Here is a 17,274-nt window from a genome sequence, read left to right on the forward strand (position 1 = left end):
CCTCTTATGCTATCAGATTCCTCGCGGCGTTCGCGTCATCGCCCAAGCCTCGACATGCTGTGCGCCCGCCCCTCTGCAGGCATCCGCCAGTGCCGAAAGCGTGCTGCCGGTGGTCATTACGTCGTCGACGATCGCCACATGAGCCGGCAAGCTGGACGTCACTCGAAACGCCCCGCGTACGTTGCCGCGTCGTGCACGACGTGTCAGCCCACGCTGGGTCGGCGTGTCACGCTCACGCCAGACTCGCCGATATGGCACGCTCAATTGACGCGAGAGCTCACGCGTCAGCCAAACGCTGTGATCAAAGCCGCGCTCACGCCGACGCTGCGGATGCGTCGGCACCGCGACGAGTGCCTCGGGTAACACGCCGTCGCCGCGGCTACGCGCAAAGAGGGTCGCCAGCAAGATACCCGCACGCGGTTGCGCACCGAATTTGAACCGCTGAAGCAATGCCTGCGAGGCATCTTCATAACGCAGTGGCGCCCGCGCCACATCAAAAGACGGTGCATGACGCAGACAGTGGCCGCAAAGCTCGGCGGGACGCGCCAACGGCTCGGCACAGCGCGCGCAGGCCACGCGATTCCAAGGTAGCGTCTCGAAACACGCCTCGCACCACGGCGACGCCAGCGGCGTCATGCCCATGCAAAAGGCACAGTGGCCCGGCAGCCCCACACGCACCGACTGGTCAACCAGTAACCTTACCTTGGCCGACCACTTCCAGGCGCTTCTCACTATCATCATGGTTAACGAATTCTTTTTAAGTTCACAGGGCGGCCCCGCCTTGTTCGACAGGAACAGACTAGCATGTCCGCCACCTCCCGCATGCTACGCGCGATGCCGAACAGTCTCCCCATGACCGAAAAGCGCCGAGGCGTTCAATATCACCGCCGTGCCCATGGCGATTGACTTCCCTCTCTGCATCCGTAGAATATCGCTCGACCTGCCCGACTGCGGATGTGGTGGAATTGGTAGACACGCTAGATTTAGGTTCTAGTGCCGAAAGGCGTGGGAGTTCGAGTCTCCCCATCCGCACCACGGGGCTTCCCTAAGCCTCACCTGATCTCCCCAAGATACTCTGAAAGCCGCTCAACCACGGGCTTTTCTTTGACCTGACCTAATCCGAACTATACGCAACAGCGCTTTGCACGGTGTATACCCACGTGTACCCTAAAGTTCTTGGGTACATAGGGTACAAGCGTTGGGGAACGCTCATCATGAAACGATCTCAGATCGAGCGATAGCCATTGGCGTAGACCTCCGCTAGCTACTAAACCTATGGGTGCATGATCAAAACGATGGAGGAACGCATACATGGATTTGTACACGATTGAGTTCAAATTGCCGGGTGAGGATGAGCTCCGGAGCGAAGAGATCGAAGCGGAGAGTGAGGCCGAGGCACGTACGATCATTGATCGTAATCATAAACCGTCTGAGATCGTCAGCGTAAAACCTGACAGCGCTTAATCACGTCGGATAGATGGGCTTTAGAGCCCTTTTATGCCGTGCGAGTAGACTGCCCAGCTTACGAGCTGGGCAAATGCACAGCTGAAATGAACCGGCCGGTGATGCGTTGAAAGAGAGAGCCCCCGAGGACGATCGGAGGCGCTCAATCAGCATAAGCCGATGTGCCTGAATGAATTCAACACGTCCTTGGCTGCTGAGTATCCTTCCTAGATGTCGCTATTCTGACAAATTCCGAATGCAATAAACTTAATCTGCATTAACAAAAGGTTCGTGAGAAGACCAGGTAATCATGCGGTGGTTCAGGTCCGCTTTTTTCAGGGTATGACCCAGCGCTTTACAATCCTAATACCAATATATCATTGACAGGTATATGTCTTTTTCAAGGATTCGGTGACTACATCGCTGGCCGGCTCGCTCCAGCTCTCGGAAGCACTTTCCAGATACTGCGACACTTCATCCAAGATATCGCGGCCACGAACGTCACTGGGTGCACAAATCTTTCCTCGAGATTCTAGCCGGTCGAAAATACCTAATACGTAACCGGTATACGTAAAGAACTTACTGGTATCGTAGGCTTCATCAGCACGAAATTGCTGGTAATGGCGCTGAAAATCGAGAAGGTCGGCACCATTGTAGAAATAGCCCCAGGCGTTACCGATTCCCGCACTGCCCAACCCGACCACCAGCATCACGCTCAATGCCCGTTTGGCGGTTTGTTTCTTGTGACTCACCCTGACTCCTTGTATTCATCGAACGTCAACACGAAGACAAAAAAAAGCCGGCTGACAGTCAACCGGCAAGCCGCCACTTGCTGCATGGCGAGAGACATACGCCGGCCTTTGCAGACCGGTTGGAGGCGGATGATTTTCCACCTCTGGAGACACATGAGACCTGCGTCTTCCTTGGCGATTCGGATCACATGAGCCTTCGAGGCTAAATCCGCCTCATTCCTTGGCTACCGGCCACCAACCAGCGCAAGCGCGCAATTCCCTTGGCAGCGTCCCAGTGACCGATGATCGCTTGAATCACCCCCATCTTAGACGTCAGACCGGGCTTGGAAAAGCTTTGTACAATACTCGGCGTAAGCACTTACTCAGCCGCGCGATACCAAGTCTTCGCTGCCTGCTGCACTGAGACGACGTCTCGCGGGCGCGGCAATGGCGAAAAACCGCTCGATCACGGCTGTCGAAGCCGGGCGTGTCAGGCAAGAGATCGCCACGAATACGGGCAGATTGACCAGCAGTCCCCAGAACCCAGCGTGGATGCCCAACGGATTGCGCCACACCAGCGTAAACAGCAGCGTGACGGTAAAGCCCATCACGATGCCGCTCAACACGCCCAATTTGGAGGCACGAGTCCAAAAGAACATGCCGATAAAGGCAGGCAGTACCTGGGTGGCAAATCCCAGCCCCACGAGCAGTATCATCACTAGGTTGCTGGGTTCGGCGATGGCCACCGGCGCGACGATCAGCGCCATGATCGGCAAGAGTAAGCGCCGCGCCAGCTTGCCGGCGGCGGCGTCGGAAAGCTTGAAAGCCGGCTGAGCGATATCCTTGGCATAAGACAGCGCCACCGAATGCAAGAAGGGTTCGCAAGACGACATCGAGGCAGCCAACGTGCCCGCGCCCAACAAGCCCACCAGCCAGACCGGCATCTGTTGCATGGCAAGCTCCAGAGCCACGGTATCGGCACGCGCCAGTTCAGGCAGGCTATAGATACCGATGAAGCCCACCACCACCATGGGCAAGATGACCACGTAGTAACTGGGCAACCAGGTCGCGCTGCGGCGAATGGTGTGTGCCGATGATGCACTCATCCACTGCGTCCAGACCGGCGGCATGAACGATAGCATCGAGACGATGATCGATGTCGTCCAGAAGGCGAAACTCATGTCTCCCTGCGCGCCCGGCAAGGTCAGAAAGGCCGGATCACGCTCACGCAGGGTGGTAAAGACATCGCCGAACCATAGACCACCGCCGAAACGCTGTGACGCCCAGAGCCCAATCGCCCACGCCACGGCCAGCATCAGCACGCCCTGGAAGGCGTTGGTAATGCCGATCGCACGCTGGCCGCTGGCATAGAGATAGAGGGCGATACAACTCAAGACCACCAGCACCCCCACCCAGATCGGTAAGCGTCCAGCGCTCATGACGTGCAGAATATACGCCGCCCCGATGGTCTGTAGTACCGCATAAGCCAAGGACGCGATCGACATTACCCCGGCGGCCAGGGCACCCAACAACGGGCTTTCATAGCGATCGGCAATGGCCGCCCCTTGCGTGACATGGCCGAAACGCCGACCGAAAGCCCACACCTTGGGACCGAAATACCAAGCCACCAGCGCCAGGTAGGATAGATAGATCACCACGTAAAACACCGCAACGCCCTTGGTGTAGGCCCAGCCTGGCGCGCCCATGAAAGTGTATGCACTCACGCTGCCTGCGGCGATCAGCAGATAGAGCGTGACCGGCCCCATGCTGCGACCGGCGACGCCCCACTCTTCCAGCGAATTCATCGAGCGTCCTGCCCGAGCGCGCAACCCCAGGAAGATCGCCACGCCCAGATACGCGAGTGTCATGACTATCGGCACACTACTCGTCATCGCAAGAACGCTCCACTAGCCGGTTGCCGATGGCCATGACGCCGCAACAGGCGAACACGATGACGTAAGCCCATACCGCGATCAGCGGCAAGCCGAGCACCACGCAGGCTCGATTGAACCAACCGATCACCGGCCAGATACCCGCCGCAATGAGCACGACAAATGCCAGAGTCAAACCCCAGCCACGGCCCGTGGTCGGCCGCACGATATAATGCTTCATGAAACGTTTCGCTCAGGAAAGATAGTCTACGTTGCTATGGCGTATGCCTTACAATGGCGATACGCGAAAAGCGCTCATGGTAGCGCATTCATTCGCTCCAGGGGATCAGCACGTGCTCGCATATTCTTAACGGCCAGTGGGTATTGTCAGTACACTTGGCATAGAGAGGCGCCCACTGCTGCCTCTGTTTTTTTCCGGCGACAAGGATGTCTTGATGAAATTTTCCCTGGCCGGTTTGCGCAACGCGCTCAGCGGCACGGCAAGTGCCGGTTATATCGCCAAGGGGGTGATCTATATCACCATCGGCTGGCTCTCGTTGCTCACCACACTCGGCATGGGTGGCCAAAATGCCGGCACCAACGAGGTCATTCGCACCATCGCGTTGTGGCCATTCGGCACATTGTTGATTGGATTGCTGGGACTGGGCCTGCTGGCCTATGTGCTCTGGCGACTCGCCCAAGCCTGGTGGGATCTAGAGCATAAGGGCAACAGCTTGAAAGGCATTTTTCAGCGCCTGGGCTTTGCGATCAGCGGCACCCTGTATGTTGCCCTCGCCTGGCAGTGTGCCACTTTGCTCGTACGCTCTCTCGCTAGTGCCGGGGGAGGCAGCAGCACGTCACAACAAACCGCCGAGCTGCTCGACTATCCAGGCGGCGTCTTCATATTGTTCGGGCTCGGGGTCGCTTTCATCGGCGTGGGGCTACACCAGATTCATCGTGCCTGGAAACGCCACTACCGACGCAATTGGCATGTCGAGGATATGCCCAATGGGCCACTGCCCATCCTCGAGGGCATCGCCCGGCTAGGACTCGCGGCACGCGGCATCGTGTTCGGGATCATCGGGGTCTTCTTGTGCGTAGCCGCCATCGAAGTCGATCCCGACAATGCCGAGGGTCTGGGAGGCGTTCTCGGCACACTCGCCGCGCAACCTTATGGTCGCTGGCTGCTCGGCGGTGTCGCCGTGGGGCTGATGGCCTATGGCCTGTACTGCTTCATCAACGCGGGATACCGACGCACGCGCACCCCGCGCCTGTGACCAGGGTTTAGCCCATCAACAAGGCGCCGCCGGCAGCAGCAATGGCGGCGCCGATGCCACGTAGCCAACGGTTGTCATGACGCGACAGCCACTCGCCGAGCACACGTCCTGCCAGGGTGATGGCCACACTGGTCAGCACGAAGCCCAGTGCGTAAAGCAGCGCGGAGGCGCCTGGCGCCAGTTCGCTGCCATGCGCATGGCCATGCATCAGAATGAACGCGAACACCAGCACGCCCCCCAGCGCACTCGGCAAACGCACCAGAGTGGCCAGCAGTACCCCGGCCAGCAGCACGCTCGAGGCAATGCCGAACTCGACGCCCATCAACGGCACGCCCATCCAGGCCAGACCGGCGCCCACCAGCATACCCATCGCGATCAACAACGGCATGGCACGGCGTAACGCCCCGGCCTGACGGAAGCTCCAAAGCCCGATGGCCGCCATCGCCAACAAGTGATCGAGCCCGGTCAAGGGATGCGTCAAGCCGGCCATGAAACTGCCGGCATGCGAATGCGGCATATGCCCCGGGTGCGCCAATGCGGAACCGGCGAACAACAAGAGCAAGGGCGACAACGCCAGGATCAGATGGCGCTTGTGAAGACGAGACAGGGACATGAATATTCTCCTTTATAGTCAGTGACAACCGAATAGTCAGTGATAACCAGCGTGCCTTAGGGACTCGGTGCTACATCGGCGGCTGCCTGGCCCGCATGCTGCGGACGACGCTCGGGCAGCATGCCGCGCTCGAGGATGAAGTCGACGATCGTCTCGAGCCCCACTCCGTCGTACAGATTGGCGAACACGAAGGGGCGCTCGCCGCGCATCTTGCGTGCATCGCGCTCCATGACCTCCAGCGAGGCATGCACTTGCTCGGCGATATCGATCTTGTTGATGATTAATAGATCCGACTTGGTAATCCCCGGCCCGCCCTTGCGCGGGATCTTGTCTCCGGCGGACACATCGATGACATAGATCGTCAGATCAGAAAGCTCGGGGCTGAACGTCGCCGACAGGTTGTCGCCACCGGATTCGACCATCACCAACTCGAGCCCCGGATGACGTGACTGCAGCTCGTCGATGGCCGCCAGGTTCATAGAGGCGTCCTCGCGGATCGCCGTATGTGGGCACCCTCCAGTTTCTACCCCCAGAATGCGGTTGGATTCCAAGGCGTCGTGCTTGAGCAGGAAGTCGGCATCCTCGCGGGTATAGATGTCATTGGTGACCACGGCGATATCGTAATGATCGCGCAGTGCCAAACAGAGCTGCTTGAGCAAGGCCGTCTTGCCGGACCCCACCGGGCCGCCGACCCCGACGCGTAGACAATGTGTCATATCCTTTCTCCTCAACTTCTAAACAGTCGTGAATACTGGGTTTCGTGCAACGCGCTGGCCAACGCCAAGCCGGGCAATGCCGGCCCCAGCTCCTCGTCGTCCAGCGCGATGGCCGTCGCCACCGCATCGCCCAGATGGGGACGCAACTTCTCGATAAGACGCTGCGCGCTCGTCTGCCCCAACGGCAATGCCTTGCAGGCCACCGTCAATTGGTTCTCCAGCCAGGCCCAGGCAAACCCCAGCATGGCATCCTCACAACTCACACCCCGCACGCGTGCCGCCAAGGCGAAGGCCACCACGTAACCCGGCGTGTCGGGTAGAGCCGGTGTCTCGGGCACTTGCTCGAGGCTATGCAGCAGTCGCACCAGAGTGCCGCCCAGGCGCTGTTCTTCCTCGAGCAATTCATGGGTTTCACGATTGGCCTGGAGCCAGGCGTTCCAATAGGCCAGCGCCTCGCCATCGCCTTGCACCCAGGCGTGGTAAACGCGGGCCAGAACCGGCAACTCGCAGCGCGTCAGACCATCGTCCAGCACCCCGGCAATCCATTCGCCAAGGCTCGCTTCGCCCTCTACCCAGCCGAGTTCCAACGCACTCTCGAGACCTTGCGACCAAGCGAAGGCGCCGATCGGTAACGCCGGGCTGACGAGTTGCAGCAATCCCGCCAAGGCCAACGGGTCGTGGCCCGCTTGCCGTTCAGTGGACATGGTCGTGCTCGTGGGCATGATCATGCGTATGCTGATGGGCTTCTCCGGCAGCATAGGCGCCGGGCTCGGGATCGAACGGCGCGTTGTGATGCTCTAGCGTCGCTCCTAACCGCTCGGCCAACGCTTCGAGCACATGATCCGGGGGAAAGCGCACCCAGCCACCGCCGTCATCGTCTCCGATAGCCAATTGCACATGACGATTTCCCAAGTGATAGGCGAGGCGCGCCAAGGGCAGCCCTGAGGCGGTGCGCGCGGTCACCATGGGCTCTGCGGCGGCGCGCACACGCACGATCTCGCCGTTTTCCGCCCGCAAGCCGTCGCCATCGCGCAGCACCGGCCCTCGGTCGAGGAATAGCCCCAGCTCACGGCCGCCGTCGCTTACCGCCTTGAGGCGCCCGCGCATGCGCGACTCGAACGGCAGCGTCAAGGTGTCGTTGGCCTGCTCCACCGTGACCGGCCCCAGGCGTTCATTTAGTTTCAGCATGTGTCACCTCAGCACGCGTAGGTCAGTAGTGGGAGCGAATTTATTCGCGATAGAAGCCGTCTGAAACCATCGGGACTGAAGTCCCTCCCACCAAGAACTTCAGCCTTGATGGCCTTAAAACAAGTGATAGCGCTGAGCCAGCGGCAATTCCGTCGCCGGCTCGCAGGTCAACAGTTCGCCATCGGCATGGACTTCATACGTCTGCGGATCGACCTCGAGCTTGGGGCAGGCATCGTTGAGCTTCATATCCGACTTGCGTACCTGCCGCACGTCCTTGCACGCCGCCAGCTCACTATGCAGTCCCAAACGCGCCTTGATGCCTGCGTCGAGCGCAGCCTGGCTGACGAAGCTCAGACGCGTCTGACTCGCCGCCCGACCCAGCGCGCCGAACATGGTCCGGTAGTGAACCGGCTGAGGAGTCGGAATCGACGCATTGGGATCGCCCATCGGCGCGGCGGCGATCATGCCGCCCTTGAGGATCAATGCCGGCTTTACGCCGAAGAACGCCGGGTCCCAGAGCACCAGGTCGGCCAGCTTGCCGACCTCCACCGAGCCCACCTCATTGGCGATACCGTGCGTGATCGCCGGATTGATCGTGTACTTGGCGATGTAGCGCTTGGCGCGATGGTTGTCGGCACCGAGTTCGCGGTCCTCGGGCAGCAAGCCACGCTGCACCTTCATCTTGTGCGCCGTCTGCCAGGTACGGCAGACCACCTCGCCGACCCGCCCCATGGCCTGGGAGTCGGAAGCGATCATCGAGATCACGCCCAGATCGTGGAGGATGTCTTCGGCGGCGATGGTCTCGCGGCGGATCCGCGAGTCGGCGAAGGCCACATCTTCAGGGATATTGGGATCGAGGTGGTGGCACACCATCAGCATGTCGAGATGCTCGTCGATGGTGTTCACCGTGTAGGGCCGCGTGGGGTTGGTCGACGACGGCAGCACGTAGTCCTTGGCACACGCCGTGATGATGTCCGGCGCGTGACCGCCACCCGCCCCTTCGGTGTGATAGGTATGAATGCCGCGTTCCTTGAACGCCGCCAGGGTGTCCTCGACGAAGCCCGACTCGTTGAGCGTGTCGGTGTGGATGGCGATCTGTACATCGTACTTCTCGGCCACGCTCAGGCAATTATCGATAGAAGCCGGCGTGGTACCCCAGTCCTCATGCAGCTTGAGTCCCATGGCGCCGGCCTCGAGCTGCGCTTCCAGCGCCTCGGGCAGGCTGGCGTTGCCCTTGCCGAGAAAGCCGATGTTCATCGGCATGTCATCGACAGCCTGGAGCATCTTGCCGAGGTGCCACTCGCCCGGGGTGCAGGTGGTGGCGTTGGTGCCGGTAGCCGGGCCGGTGCCGCCACCCAGCATGGTGGTGATCCCGCTCATCAGCGCTTCTTCCACCAGCTGCGGGCATACGAAGTGGATATGCGCGTCCAGGCCGCCCGCCGTCAGGACCTTGCCCTCGCCAGCGATGATCTCGGTGCCCGGACCGATGATGATCTCGACATCCGGTTGCGTATCCGGGTTGCCGGCCTTGCCGATCGCCGCAATGCGGCCATGCTTGAGGCCGACATCGGCCTTGACGATGCCCCACCAGTCGAGAATCAAGGCGTTGGTGATGACCGTGTCCATGACGGCGGCATCGCTGCGCTGGCTCTGACCCATGCCATCGCGGATGACCTTACCGCCGCCGAACTTGACCTCGTCGCCGTAATGGGTGTGATCCTTCTCGACCTCGATCCATAGCTCGGTATCGCCCAGACGCACGCGATCGCCGACGGTTGGCCCGTACATGTCGGCATAGGCCTGGCGACTGATCGTGTTACTCGGCTTCATGACTTTCCTCCCGCGCCGGATTGCTCGAGGCTGCCCATCACATCACCGTGGAAGCCGTAGATGTATCGGCGCCCCGCATAGGGAATCAGCGTCACCTCACGTGTCTGACCAGGTTCGAAGCGGATCGCCGTGCCCGCCGCCACATCGAGGCGGTAGCCGCGTGCCTTGTCACGGTCGAAGATGAGCGCCGGGTTGGTCTCGGCAAAGTGATAGTGAGAACCGACCTGAACCGGCCGGTCGCCGGTATTGGCGACCTCGACGCTGATCCGCTCGCGTCCCGCGCACAGCTCGATTGCGTCTGCTTTCAACTGGTATTCACCGGGAATCATGACACCTCCTAGACAATAGGATTATGCACGGTGACGAGCTTCGTGCCGTCGGGGAAGGTCGCCTCCACCTGCACCTCATCGACCATCTCGGCCACGCCTTCCATCACATCGTCACGCGTCAGGATCTCGCGGCCGTAGCCCATCAACTCGGCGACGCTCTTGCCATCGCGTGCACCTTCCAGAATCTCGAAGCTGATCAACGCCACCGCCTCGGGATAATTCAACTTCAAGCCACGGTCACGGCGGCGCTCGGCAAGCTGCGCGGCGGAAAACAACAGCAGCTTATCCTTGTCCCTCGGGGTCAGTTCCATATCGGCAACTCTCTCTTCATGTATTCGGGCTTCGAGCTTCGGGCGTCGCCCGAGCCCTCAGGTCATCCAAATCCTCGGCACACATGCTTCGCGTCCGCAAAGCCAGGGGCGCAGCAGTTCCCAGGCCCGCTGGCACAGATCCCAGGCTTGATTGCGAGAATCCCCGAGGTAGCGCAGAAGCAGTACGTCGAGGCGCTGGGTCACCGCCCACTGCGTCGAACTGGGTAACTGCTGGCGCAGAGCCTCCACGGCCGCCGCAGGGTCGTCGAATCCCACCGCCCAGAGCGTCGCTTGCACCGTGCGTCCACCTTGCCCCCACGCCCCCTGGAAGCGCGGATGCGCGGGATCGAGTGGCTGGCGTTCCAGCCACAGCGGTTGGCCGTCGCGCGTCAACGCGAAACGCTGCTCGACCCGGCCGCTGATAAACGGTAATTGGCTGGCGGGGCGCCCCAGCGCCAGGACTTCCCAGCCCACACAGCGACCATCGCCCTGCACATCTAACGTCGTGCTCTGCTGGCCACGTGCGCCGTCGAAACACAAGGTTTCCTGCGGTAGCCATTCGAGAAGTGCGCCCGGCTGCACGCTCAGATGCGTGTGCTGCCCCCAGCTCACGCCATTGCGATCGGCGCGGTAGAGTTTGGTCGCCGCTGGCGTAGTCAACAGGGCATGCGCACCGCGCTCGGCCTCGGCCTCGATACGCAGCTCATCACCACTGACCAGCCCGCCCGGGGGATGCAACAGATACACATGGCAGGGCTCGGCATACGGGGGCTCGGCATAGTGCGGGTCGGCGACATGGACCGTTTCGGGATAGAACGGCCGCTGCACACGCAAGGGCCCGTGGTGGCGCGCCCGCGTCATGCGTGTGCGCTCGCCGCGTGCGGCGAACCGCAACGACAGGGACGCCGCCCAGTGCCGATGAGTGTCGAAACGATGCCCGGAGGCATTCGAAGCAGTCGCCTCACTGGCTGCAAGATGCGATGGCGATTCGTAGTGGGTCATACCGTCAAATGCCGTTTGACCAGGTCGTCGTCGAGCTCGCCGATCTCGCCACCGGCCACTGTCTGGCCGCGATCCATGATCGTGAAGCGATCGGCAAACTTGCGCGCGAACGGCAGCTTCTGCTCGACCAGCAACACAGTGAGGCCGTCCTCGCGATTGAGGCGGCGGATCACCTCGCCGATCTGCGCAACGATATTGGGTTGGATGCCTTCGCCGGGCTCATCGAGGATCAACAGGCGCGGCTCGATCACCAACGCCCGGCCGATTGCCAGTTGCTGTTGCTGACCGCCGGAAAGATCGCCGCCACGCCGGTGGCGCATTTCCTTGAGGACCGGGAAGAGTTCATAGATACGCTCGGGAATGCCGCGTTCCGATCCGCTCTGCACACGCTTGCGTCGCGCCGGCAGGCCGATGCGCAGGTTTTCCTCTACGCTAAGGGTGGCGAATATCTGGCGCCCCTGCGGCACGTAGCCGATGCCCAGATCGGCTCGCGTCTCCGGGCGGCGCTTGAGCAAGTCCTCTTCAGCGAAGCGTACCTGGCCATCGCGCACCGCCACTTCGCCCATGACGGCCTTGAGCAAGGTGGTCTTGCCCACGCCGTTGCGGCCCATCACGCAGGTACAGCGCCCTTGCGGTACGTCCAGCGAGAGATCGCGAAGGATATGGCTTTCGCCGTAATACTGATTGAGCCTGTCGACACTGAGCATTATCCCTCCTCCCGCGTATCGGCTGGGTCGTCGTCACCGCCCAAGTAAACATCGATCACGCGCGGGTCGTTGGCGACTTCATCCATGCTGCCTTCGGCCAGCACACTGCCCTGGTGCAGGACGGTGACGGTGCGGGCGATGGAGCGCACGAACCCCATATCATGCTCGACGACCACCACCGACTGCTGGCCGGCCAGGCGCGTCATCAAATCCGCCGTACGGTGCATCTCCGGCTCGGTCATGCCGGCCACGGGTTCGTCGACCAGCAATAGGCGTGGGCGCTGCATCAGCAGCATGCCGATCTCCAGCCACTGCTTCTGACCGTGCGAGAGCACACCCGCCAGGCGGTCGCGCTCGGCACTCAAGGCGATGGTCTCCAGCACTTCGTCGATGCGTTCGCGCCCCTCGTGATCGAGACGCGCCAGCAAGGTCTTCCACACGCGCCGGTCGCCGGCCATCGCCAGCTCGAGGTTGGCGCTCACCGACAACGCCTCGAACACGGTAGGCTTCTGGAACTTGCGTCCGATGCCCAGGTTGGCGATTTGTGGCTCGTCCATCTGCAATAGATTGTGGCGGCTGCCGAACCAGGCCTGACCACGATCGGGACGCGTCTTGCCGGTGATGATATCCATCATGGTGGTCTTGCCGGCGCCGTTGGGGCCGATGATGCAGCGTAGCTCGCCGTCATCGATGGTCAGATTGAGGTCGTCGATGGCCTTGAAGCCATCGAAGCTCACGCTGACATCCTCGAGATAGAGAATCGGCCCATGGCGCACATCGACGGGCGAACGCGCCGGCGCCATGAAATCGAAGACACGGTCGGGACGCGCGAACTCGCGCAGGCGTTGTGCATCCATCATGCTCATGTGGCCACCTCCCGACGCCGACGCAGGTGTGCCATCAAGCCCGCTACGCCCTGCGGCAGGAACATGGTGACCACCACGAACAAGCCGCCCAGGAGGAACAGCCAGGCATCCGGCATCACACCGGTCAGCACCGTCTTGAGATAATTGACGACCAAGGCGCCGAGTAGCGCCCCGTACAGCGTGGCCCGACCGCCCAGCGCGACCCACACCACGACCTCGATGGAGAACAGCGGCGCGAAGGTGCTGGGGTTGATGATGCCCACCTGGGGCACGTAGAGCGCACCGGCGATACCCGCGATCATCGCCGACAGCACGAACACCGCCAGCTTGACGTGCTCGACGCGGTAGCCGATGAAGCGCACTCGCGCCTCGGCGTCGCGCGTGGCCATGCACACCCGGCCGAGCCGTGAGCGGGTGAGCGCCTTACAGCCCCAGAAGGCCAGCAAGACGGCCACGCCGGAGGCCACGAACAGCGCCACCGTCATGCTCTCGCTAGACAGCGAAAAGCCCAGCAATTCATCGAACCGCGTCAGTCCGGTGCTGCCGCCCATGCCCATTTCGTTGCGGTTGAAGGCCAGCATCAGCGCGAACGTCAACGCCTGGGTAATGATCGAGAAATACACCCCCGTGACCCGCGAGCGAAACGCCAGCCAGCCAAACACCAGCGCCAGCAAACCAGGCGCCAGGACCACACCGAGCGCCGCCACGGGAAAATGGGCCATGGCGCTTTGCCAGCCTTCCAGGGGAGCATCTTGCGCCGTGAGATAAAGGCCCATTGCATAGCCCCCCAAGGCGAAGAAGGCGCCGTGGCCCAGGCTCAGGATACCTAGATAGCCCCAGATCAGGTCCACCGCCAGCGCCAGCAGCATGTAGGTCAGGTATTTGCCCAGCAGCGAGACGACGGAACCGTTCAGATGCCAGGCATGATCCGGCGGCAAAGCATGAAGCACGACTACTGCCAGCATGCCGACGACCAGTACGACGCTGGTGACCCAGGTCGAGCGTTCATCGAGCAGAGAGTTGCGTTTGAACATCGTGGCGAGACTCATGACGTCCGCCCCTTGGGCGCGAAGAGGCCCTGCGGACGTTTCTGGATGAACAGAATGACACCGATCAGCACGATCACCTTGGCCAGCACCGCGCCCACCCAGGGCTGCAGGACCTGATTGATCACGCCCAGCGACATGCCGGCGACCAAGGTGCCCCAGAGATTACCGACGCCGCCGAAGACCACCACCAGGAAGGAGTCGACGATGTAGCTCTGCCCCAGGTTGGGGCCGACGTTGGTGATCTGCGAGAGCGCGACACCCGCCAGCCCCGCTACACCGGCCCCCAGACCGAAGGTCAGCATGTCTACCCGCGCAGCACGTACCCCCATCGAGCGTGCCATGGCACGGTTCTGGGTCACCGCACGCACCTCGAGCCCCAGCCGCGTGTAGCGCATCAACGCCCATAGCGCGGCAAACACCACCAGGCAGAAAATCAGCACGCCCAGGCGATTGAGGGTCAACGACAGCGCTTCGTTGAGGTGCCACGCCCCTTGCAGCCAGTCCGGCGAGTTCACGCGCCGATTGAGCGGCGAGAACACCGTACGCACCAGTTGCTGCAGAATCAGGCTGATACCGAAGGTCGCCAGCAGCGTCTCCAACGGCCGGCCTTTGAGAAAGCGAATCACGCTGCGCTCGATGAGGATGCCGAACGCGCCCGCGACCAGGAAACCGCCGGGGATTGCCAGCAACAACGCCAGCCCCGGCTGTCCGGGTAACAGCTGCTGGATCATCCAGGTGGTATAGGCGCCCAGCATGATCAATTCACCGTGCGCCATGTTGATCACGCCCATCACACCGAAGGTGATCGCCAGGCCGATCGCCGCCAGTACCAGCACCGAGCCCGCGCTCAAACCGAAGAACAGCGTCTGCCCACGCTCGTACCAGGCGCGTTTGTTCTCGATGCCCGCCAGAACTCGCTCGGCATCGGCGGCAATCGGAGCGTCGCTATTGGCGATTGTCGTCAGAGAATTGCGTACGCGGGTGTCGAGATTGCCTTGCAAGGTCGCCAGCGCCTCGCCTTGTCCCTGCTCCACGCGATACAACGCCAGCGCGGTTTCGATCTCGGCGCGTACCGCAGGGCTTTCCTCGTTGTCGAGCTGTGTCGCGACCGCATCCACGCTTTGCGCATCGACCTCGCCGATCAAACGCTTGGCGGCGTCGAGACGCGTTGCCTCGTCGCCCGCACCAAGCGACAGCGAAGCGATCAAACCCTGCAACTGCGTTCGCAAGTCGTTGTTGATGCGGAAGGCATCGACACTGCGTCGGGAGCCGGTACCGGCATCCTCGAAGGTGATGGCATCGATGATCGGCCATTCGCGGCCGCTATCATCGGTGATGATGTAGAAACGCTCGCCACGGCGTTCGCGTCCCAAACGGCCGTCGAGCAAAGCGTCGAGCCAGCGCGTTTTCTGTGCCGCGTCGCTGGCGGCGATAGCTTGGGCGGCGTCGGCCTTGGCGTCGAAATCATCGGTAGCCAGGGCCTGCAATAACGTCCGCGCCCGTTCCGGCGAGACATCGGCCTGCGCCGGCGACACGAGGGCGAAACACGCCAGCAGCGCGGCCATGACCGGCAGGCAACGCCAGAGTCCGGAGACGATGTTCAGCCCAAAAGCCAGGTTCAATCCGGTCACGCGCCTCAATCCGGAATTACCCCGCAAACGGGATATCGTTGTATGAGTTGGCGTCATCGAAGAAGTCCTTCTCGCGCCGCGAGGGTCGCGGCGCACGGTTCACGAGCGCCCGCCGCAACGGGCGCCTTGACTGGAAGGAAACGGTGAGCGGCACACGCCCACCGTCAGCGTGCTCACTCGGCGCCGGCGCCGTCCTCACAGGTCATGGTATCGACGTTGAGCTTTCCGCAACGCAGCGGCGCGCGCCAGTCGCTGATCAAGTTCTGCGATTCCGGGAGATAGTCGGACCAGGCATCGCCCGCGACGTTGCCCGAGGTTTCCCAGACCACGCTGAATTGGCCGTCGTCCTGGATCTCGCCGATCATCACCGGCTTGGTGATGTGGTGGTTGGGCATCATTGCCGAGGAGCCGCCGGAGAGGTTGGGCACCGTGACCCCGATAATGGAATCCTTCACTGCGTCCACGTCCGCCGTACCGGCTTCACGCACCGCTTCCAGCCACATGTTGAAGCCGATGTAGTGCGCTTCCATGGGATCGTTGGTAACGGCGGTCTCGTCACCGGTGTATTCGACCCAGTTGTCGATGAAGTCGTAGTTGGCGTCGCTATCGACGCTCATGAAGTAGTTCCACGCCGCCATGTGCCCCACCAGCGGTCCGGTGTCGATCCCGCTGAGTTCCTGCTCGCCCACCGAGAAGGCGACGACCGGAATGTCGGAAGCGCTGATCCCCTGATTGGAAAGCTCGGTATAAAACGGCACGTTGGCATCGCCGTTAATGGTCGAGACCACGGCGGTCTTCTTGCCCTGGCTGCCGAAGTCGGCCACGTCGGAGACGATCGACTGCCAGTTGCTGAACCCGAACGGCGTGTAATTGACCATGATGTCGTCATCCGCAACACCATGATCCTTGAGATACGCCTCGAGAATCTTGTTGGTGGTGCGCGGATAAACGTAGTCGGTGCCCAGCAGCGCCCAGCGTTCCACGCCCTGGCTTCTCAGATAATCGACGGCGGGAATCGCCTGCTGATTGGGCGCCGCGCCGGTGTAGAAGATATTCTCGGACGACTCCTCACCCTCATATTGCACCGGATAGAACAGCAGGCCATTTTCTTCCTCGACTACCGGCAACACCGCCTTGCGCGACGCCGAGGTCCAGTTGCCGAAGATCACATCGACCTTATCGTCGCCGGTCAGCATGTCGCGTGCCTGCTCGGCGTACAGCGACCAATCCGACGCCGGATCCATCACCACGGGCTCGAGTTTCTTGCCCAGCAGCCCGCCTTTCTCGTTTTGCTCTTCGATGAGCATCAGCATTTCGTCTTTCAGCGTCGACTCGCTGATAGCCATGGTGCCGGAGAGCGAATGCAGGATACCGACCCTGATGGTGTCGTCTTCCTGAGCAGCGGCCGGCAACGCGATACCCATTGACAGCAACAATGCAGTGGTAGTGGAGATCTTGTTCACGAATGACTCCTTGCGAATCTGATTGTTATGCAGCGCGACTCACGCTGTTGTCGTGTTATCCAGCGACGACGCTCGATGGCGTCTACACGACATGTCGCAAGGCATGTGCCAATCTCGTGCACAAGGGTTAAAAATCATTCAATAACAGATACTTAAGAAGTATACAAAAAGGGCGGAGTGAGCTTTTGCGCACTATTTTAGCGCAAACAGCCAACATGGATGCACCAACAAGTGGGCTTTCAAATTC

General features: G+C 61.4%; 19 protein-coding genes and 1 tRNA gene. 3 read left to right on the plus strand and 17 right to left on the minus strand.

Annotation, left to right across the window (positions count from 1 at the left end; translation table 11 throughout):
- Positions 1 to 12: 12 nt before the first annotated feature.
- On the minus strand, positions 13 to 741 hold the full coding sequence (locus tag OP494_RS13175; protein ID WP_280541378.1) for a ComF family protein: 729 nt from the start codon (positions 739 to 741) through the stop codon (positions 13 to 15).
- A gap of 209 nt (positions 742 to 950) precedes the next feature.
- Between OP494_RS13175 and OP494_RS13180 the strand changes: the two genes are divergently transcribed.
- Positions 951 to 1,035: transfer RNA gene (locus OP494_RS13180), tRNA-Leu, on the plus strand.
- 276 nt (positions 1,036 to 1,311) lie between these two features.
- A complete protein-coding gene (locus tag OP494_RS13185; protein ID WP_280541380.1) occupies positions 1,312 to 1,464 on the plus strand; it encodes a hypothetical protein in 153 nt (50 codons plus the stop codon).
- Positions 1,465 to 1,820: 356 nt separating this feature from the next.
- Here OP494_RS13185 and OP494_RS13190 read toward each other — a convergent pair whose 3' ends face one another.
- From OP494_RS13190 to OP494_RS13200, 3 genes are all read right to left on the minus strand, one after another.
- Positions 1,821 to 2,195, minus strand: a complete 375-nt coding sequence (locus OP494_RS13190; RefSeq protein WP_280541382.1) for a Rap1a/Tai family immunity protein — start codon at positions 2,193 to 2,195, stop codon at positions 1,821 to 1,823.
- 362 nt (positions 2,196 to 2,557) lie between these two features.
- Positions 2,558 to 4,066, minus strand: a complete 1,509-nt coding sequence (locus tag OP494_RS13195) for a sodium:solute symporter family protein (protein ID WP_280541384.1) — start codon at positions 4,064 to 4,066, stop codon at positions 2,558 to 2,560.
- Complete coding sequence (locus OP494_RS13200; RefSeq protein WP_075369869.1) at positions 4,056 to 4,286, minus strand: hypothetical protein; 231 nt, start codon at positions 4,284 to 4,286, stop codon at positions 4,056 to 4,058. The genes OP494_RS13195 and OP494_RS13200 overlap by 11 nt, the downstream gene beginning before the upstream one ends.
- A 214-nt stretch (positions 4,287 to 4,500) precedes the next feature.
- Here OP494_RS13200 and OP494_RS13205 point away from each other — a divergent pair, with 214 nt between their 5' ends.
- On the plus strand, positions 4,501 to 5,322 hold the full coding sequence (locus OP494_RS13205; RefSeq protein ID WP_280541386.1) for a DUF1206 domain-containing protein: 822 nt from the start codon (positions 4,501 to 4,503) through the stop codon (positions 5,320 to 5,322).
- 7 nt (positions 5,323 to 5,329) lie between these two features.
- Here the strand turns inward: OP494_RS13205 and OP494_RS13210 are convergent, their stop codons facing one another.
- From OP494_RS13210 to urtA, 13 genes are all read right to left on the minus strand, one after another.
- Entirely contained in the window at positions 5,330 to 5,935 is a 606-nt protein-coding gene (locus OP494_RS13210; protein ID WP_280541388.1) for a HupE/UreJ family protein, read from the minus strand.
- Between the two features lie 56 nt (positions 5,936 to 5,991).
- Positions 5,992 to 6,651, minus strand: a complete 660-nt coding sequence (gene ureG / locus OP494_RS13215; protein ID WP_280541390.1) for an urease accessory protein UreG — start codon at positions 6,649 to 6,651, stop codon at positions 5,992 to 5,994.
- Positions 6,652 to 6,662: 11 nt separating this feature from the next.
- On the minus strand, positions 6,663 to 7,355 hold the full coding sequence (locus OP494_RS13220; RefSeq protein WP_280541391.1) for an urease accessory protein UreF: 693 nt from the start codon (positions 7,353 to 7,355) through the stop codon (positions 6,663 to 6,665).
- Positions 7,345 to 7,839, minus strand: a complete 495-nt coding sequence (ureE, locus tag OP494_RS13225; protein ID WP_280541392.1) for an urease accessory protein UreE — start codon at positions 7,837 to 7,839, stop codon at positions 7,345 to 7,347. Before ureE ends, OP494_RS13220 begins: the two co-directional genes overlap by 11 nt.
- Positions 7,840 to 7,953: 114 nt before the next feature.
- Entirely contained in the window at positions 7,954 to 9,669 is a 1,716-nt protein-coding gene (ureC, locus tag OP494_RS13230) for an urease subunit alpha (protein ID WP_280541393.1), read from the minus strand.
- Positions 9,666 to 9,998 carry an urease subunit beta gene (locus tag OP494_RS13235; RefSeq protein WP_280541394.1) on the minus strand — a complete coding sequence of 111 codons (333 nt, stop codon included), beginning with the start codon at positions 9,996 to 9,998 and terminating at the stop codon, positions 9,666 to 9,668. Before OP494_RS13235 ends, ureC begins: the two co-directional genes overlap by 4 nt.
- Before the next feature lie 8 nt (positions 9,999 to 10,006).
- On the minus strand, positions 10,007 to 10,309 hold the full coding sequence (locus OP494_RS13240; protein ID WP_280541396.1) for an urease subunit gamma: 303 nt from the start codon (positions 10,307 to 10,309) through the stop codon (positions 10,007 to 10,009).
- A 57-nt stretch (positions 10,310 to 10,366) separates the two neighbouring features.
- Positions 10,367 to 11,311, minus strand: a complete 945-nt coding sequence (locus OP494_RS13245; protein WP_280541397.1) for an urease accessory protein UreD — start codon at positions 11,309 to 11,311, stop codon at positions 10,367 to 10,369.
- Positions 11,308 to 12,018 carry an urea ABC transporter ATP-binding subunit UrtE gene (gene urtE / locus OP494_RS13250; protein ID WP_280541398.1) on the minus strand — a complete coding sequence of 237 codons (711 nt, stop codon included), beginning with the start codon at positions 12,016 to 12,018 and terminating at the stop codon, positions 11,308 to 11,310. The genes OP494_RS13245 and urtE overlap by 4 nt, the downstream gene beginning before the upstream one ends.
- Positions 12,018 to 12,884 carry an urea ABC transporter ATP-binding protein UrtD gene (urtD, locus tag OP494_RS13255; protein WP_280541400.1) on the minus strand — a complete coding sequence of 289 codons (867 nt, stop codon included), beginning with the start codon at positions 12,882 to 12,884 and terminating at the stop codon, positions 12,018 to 12,020. The genes urtE and urtD overlap by 1 nt, the downstream gene beginning before the upstream one ends.
- Positions 12,881 to 13,933 carry an urea ABC transporter permease subunit UrtC gene (urtC, locus tag OP494_RS13260; protein ID WP_280541403.1) on the minus strand — a complete coding sequence of 351 codons (1,053 nt, stop codon included), beginning with the start codon at positions 13,931 to 13,933 and terminating at the stop codon, positions 12,881 to 12,883. The genes urtD and urtC overlap by 4 nt, the downstream gene beginning before the upstream one ends.
- Positions 13,930 to 15,498 carry an urea ABC transporter permease subunit UrtB gene (urtB, locus tag OP494_RS13265; RefSeq protein WP_280541546.1) on the minus strand — a complete coding sequence of 523 codons (1,569 nt, stop codon included), beginning with the start codon at positions 15,496 to 15,498 and terminating at the stop codon, positions 13,930 to 13,932. Before urtB ends, urtC begins: the two co-directional genes overlap by 4 nt.
- A gap of 239 nt (positions 15,499 to 15,737) precedes the next feature.
- Entirely contained in the window at positions 15,738 to 16,988 is a 1,251-nt protein-coding gene (gene urtA, locus OP494_RS13270) for an urea ABC transporter substrate-binding protein (protein WP_280541549.1), read from the minus strand.
- Positions 16,989 to 17,274 lie beyond the last annotated feature (286 nt).

It is taken from the genome of Chromohalobacter sp. 11-W (assembly GCF_029889905.1).
Classification (GTDB): Bacteria; Pseudomonadota; Gammaproteobacteria; order Pseudomonadales; family Halomonadaceae; genus Chromohalobacter.

What these genes read in the sequence shown, in the direction of transcription:
- OP494_RS13175 (WP_280541378.1), bottom strand. Translation starts at nt 741, where the DNA reads ATGATGATAGTGAGAAGCGCCTGGAAGTGGTCGGCCAAGGTAAGGTTA.
- OP494_RS13185 (WP_280541380.1), top strand. Translation starts at nt 1,312, where the DNA reads ATGGATTTGTACACGATTGAGTTCAAATTGCCGGGTGAGGATGAGCTC.
- OP494_RS13195 (WP_280541384.1), bottom strand. Translation starts at nt 4,066, where the DNA reads ATGACGAGTAGTGTGCCGATAGTCATGACACTCGCGTATCTGGGCGTG.
- OP494_RS13200 (WP_075369869.1), bottom strand. Translation starts at nt 4,286, where the DNA reads ATGAAGCATTATATCGTGCGGCCGACCACGGGCCGTGGCTGGGGTTTG.
- OP494_RS13205 (WP_280541386.1), top strand. Translation starts at nt 4,501, where the DNA reads ATGAAATTTTCCCTGGCCGGTTTGCGCAACGCGCTCAGCGGCACGGCA.
- OP494_RS13210 (WP_280541388.1), bottom strand. Translation starts at nt 5,935, where the DNA reads ATGTCCCTGTCTCGTCTTCACAAGCGCCATCTGATCCTGGCGTTGTCG.
- ureG (WP_280541390.1), bottom strand. Translation starts at nt 6,651, where the DNA reads ATGACACATTGTCTACGCGTCGGGGTCGGCGGCCCGGTGGGGTCCGGC.
- OP494_RS13220 (WP_280541391.1), bottom strand. Translation starts at nt 7,355, where the DNA reads ATGTCCACTGAACGGCAAGCGGGCCACGACCCGTTGGCCTTGGCGGGA.
- ureE (WP_280541392.1), bottom strand. Translation starts at nt 7,839, where the DNA reads ATGCTGAAACTAAATGAACGCCTGGGGCCGGTCACGGTGGAGCAGGCC.
- ureC (WP_280541393.1), bottom strand. Translation starts at nt 9,669, where the DNA reads ATGAAGCCGAGTAACACGATCAGTCGCCAGGCCTATGCCGACATGTAC.
- OP494_RS13235 (WP_280541394.1), bottom strand. Translation starts at nt 9,998, where the DNA reads ATGATTCCCGGTGAATACCAGTTGAAAGCAGACGCAATCGAGCTGTGC.
- OP494_RS13240 (WP_280541396.1), bottom strand. Translation starts at nt 10,309, where the DNA reads ATGGAACTGACCCCGAGGGACAAGGATAAGCTGCTGTTGTTTTCCGCC.
- OP494_RS13245 (WP_280541397.1), bottom strand. Translation starts at nt 11,311, where the DNA reads ATGACCCACTACGAATCGCCATCGCATCTTGCAGCCAGTGAGGCGACT.
- urtE (WP_280541398.1), bottom strand. Translation starts at nt 12,018, where the DNA reads ATGCTCAGTGTCGACAGGCTCAATCAGTATTACGGCGAAAGCCATATC.
- urtD (WP_280541400.1), bottom strand. Translation starts at nt 12,884, where the DNA reads ATGAGCATGATGGATGCACAACGCCTGCGCGAGTTCGCGCGTCCCGAC.
- urtC (WP_280541403.1), bottom strand. Translation starts at nt 13,933, where the DNA reads ATGAGTCTCGCCACGATGTTCAAACGCAACTCTCTGCTCGATGAACGC.
- urtB (WP_280541546.1), bottom strand. Translation starts at nt 15,498, where the DNA reads ATGGCCGCGCTGCTGGCGTGTTTCGCCCTCGTGTCGCCGGCGCAGGCC.
- urtA (WP_280541549.1), bottom strand. Translation starts at nt 16,988, where the DNA reads ATGGGTATCGCGTTGCCGGCCGCTGCTCAGGAAGACGACACCATCAGG.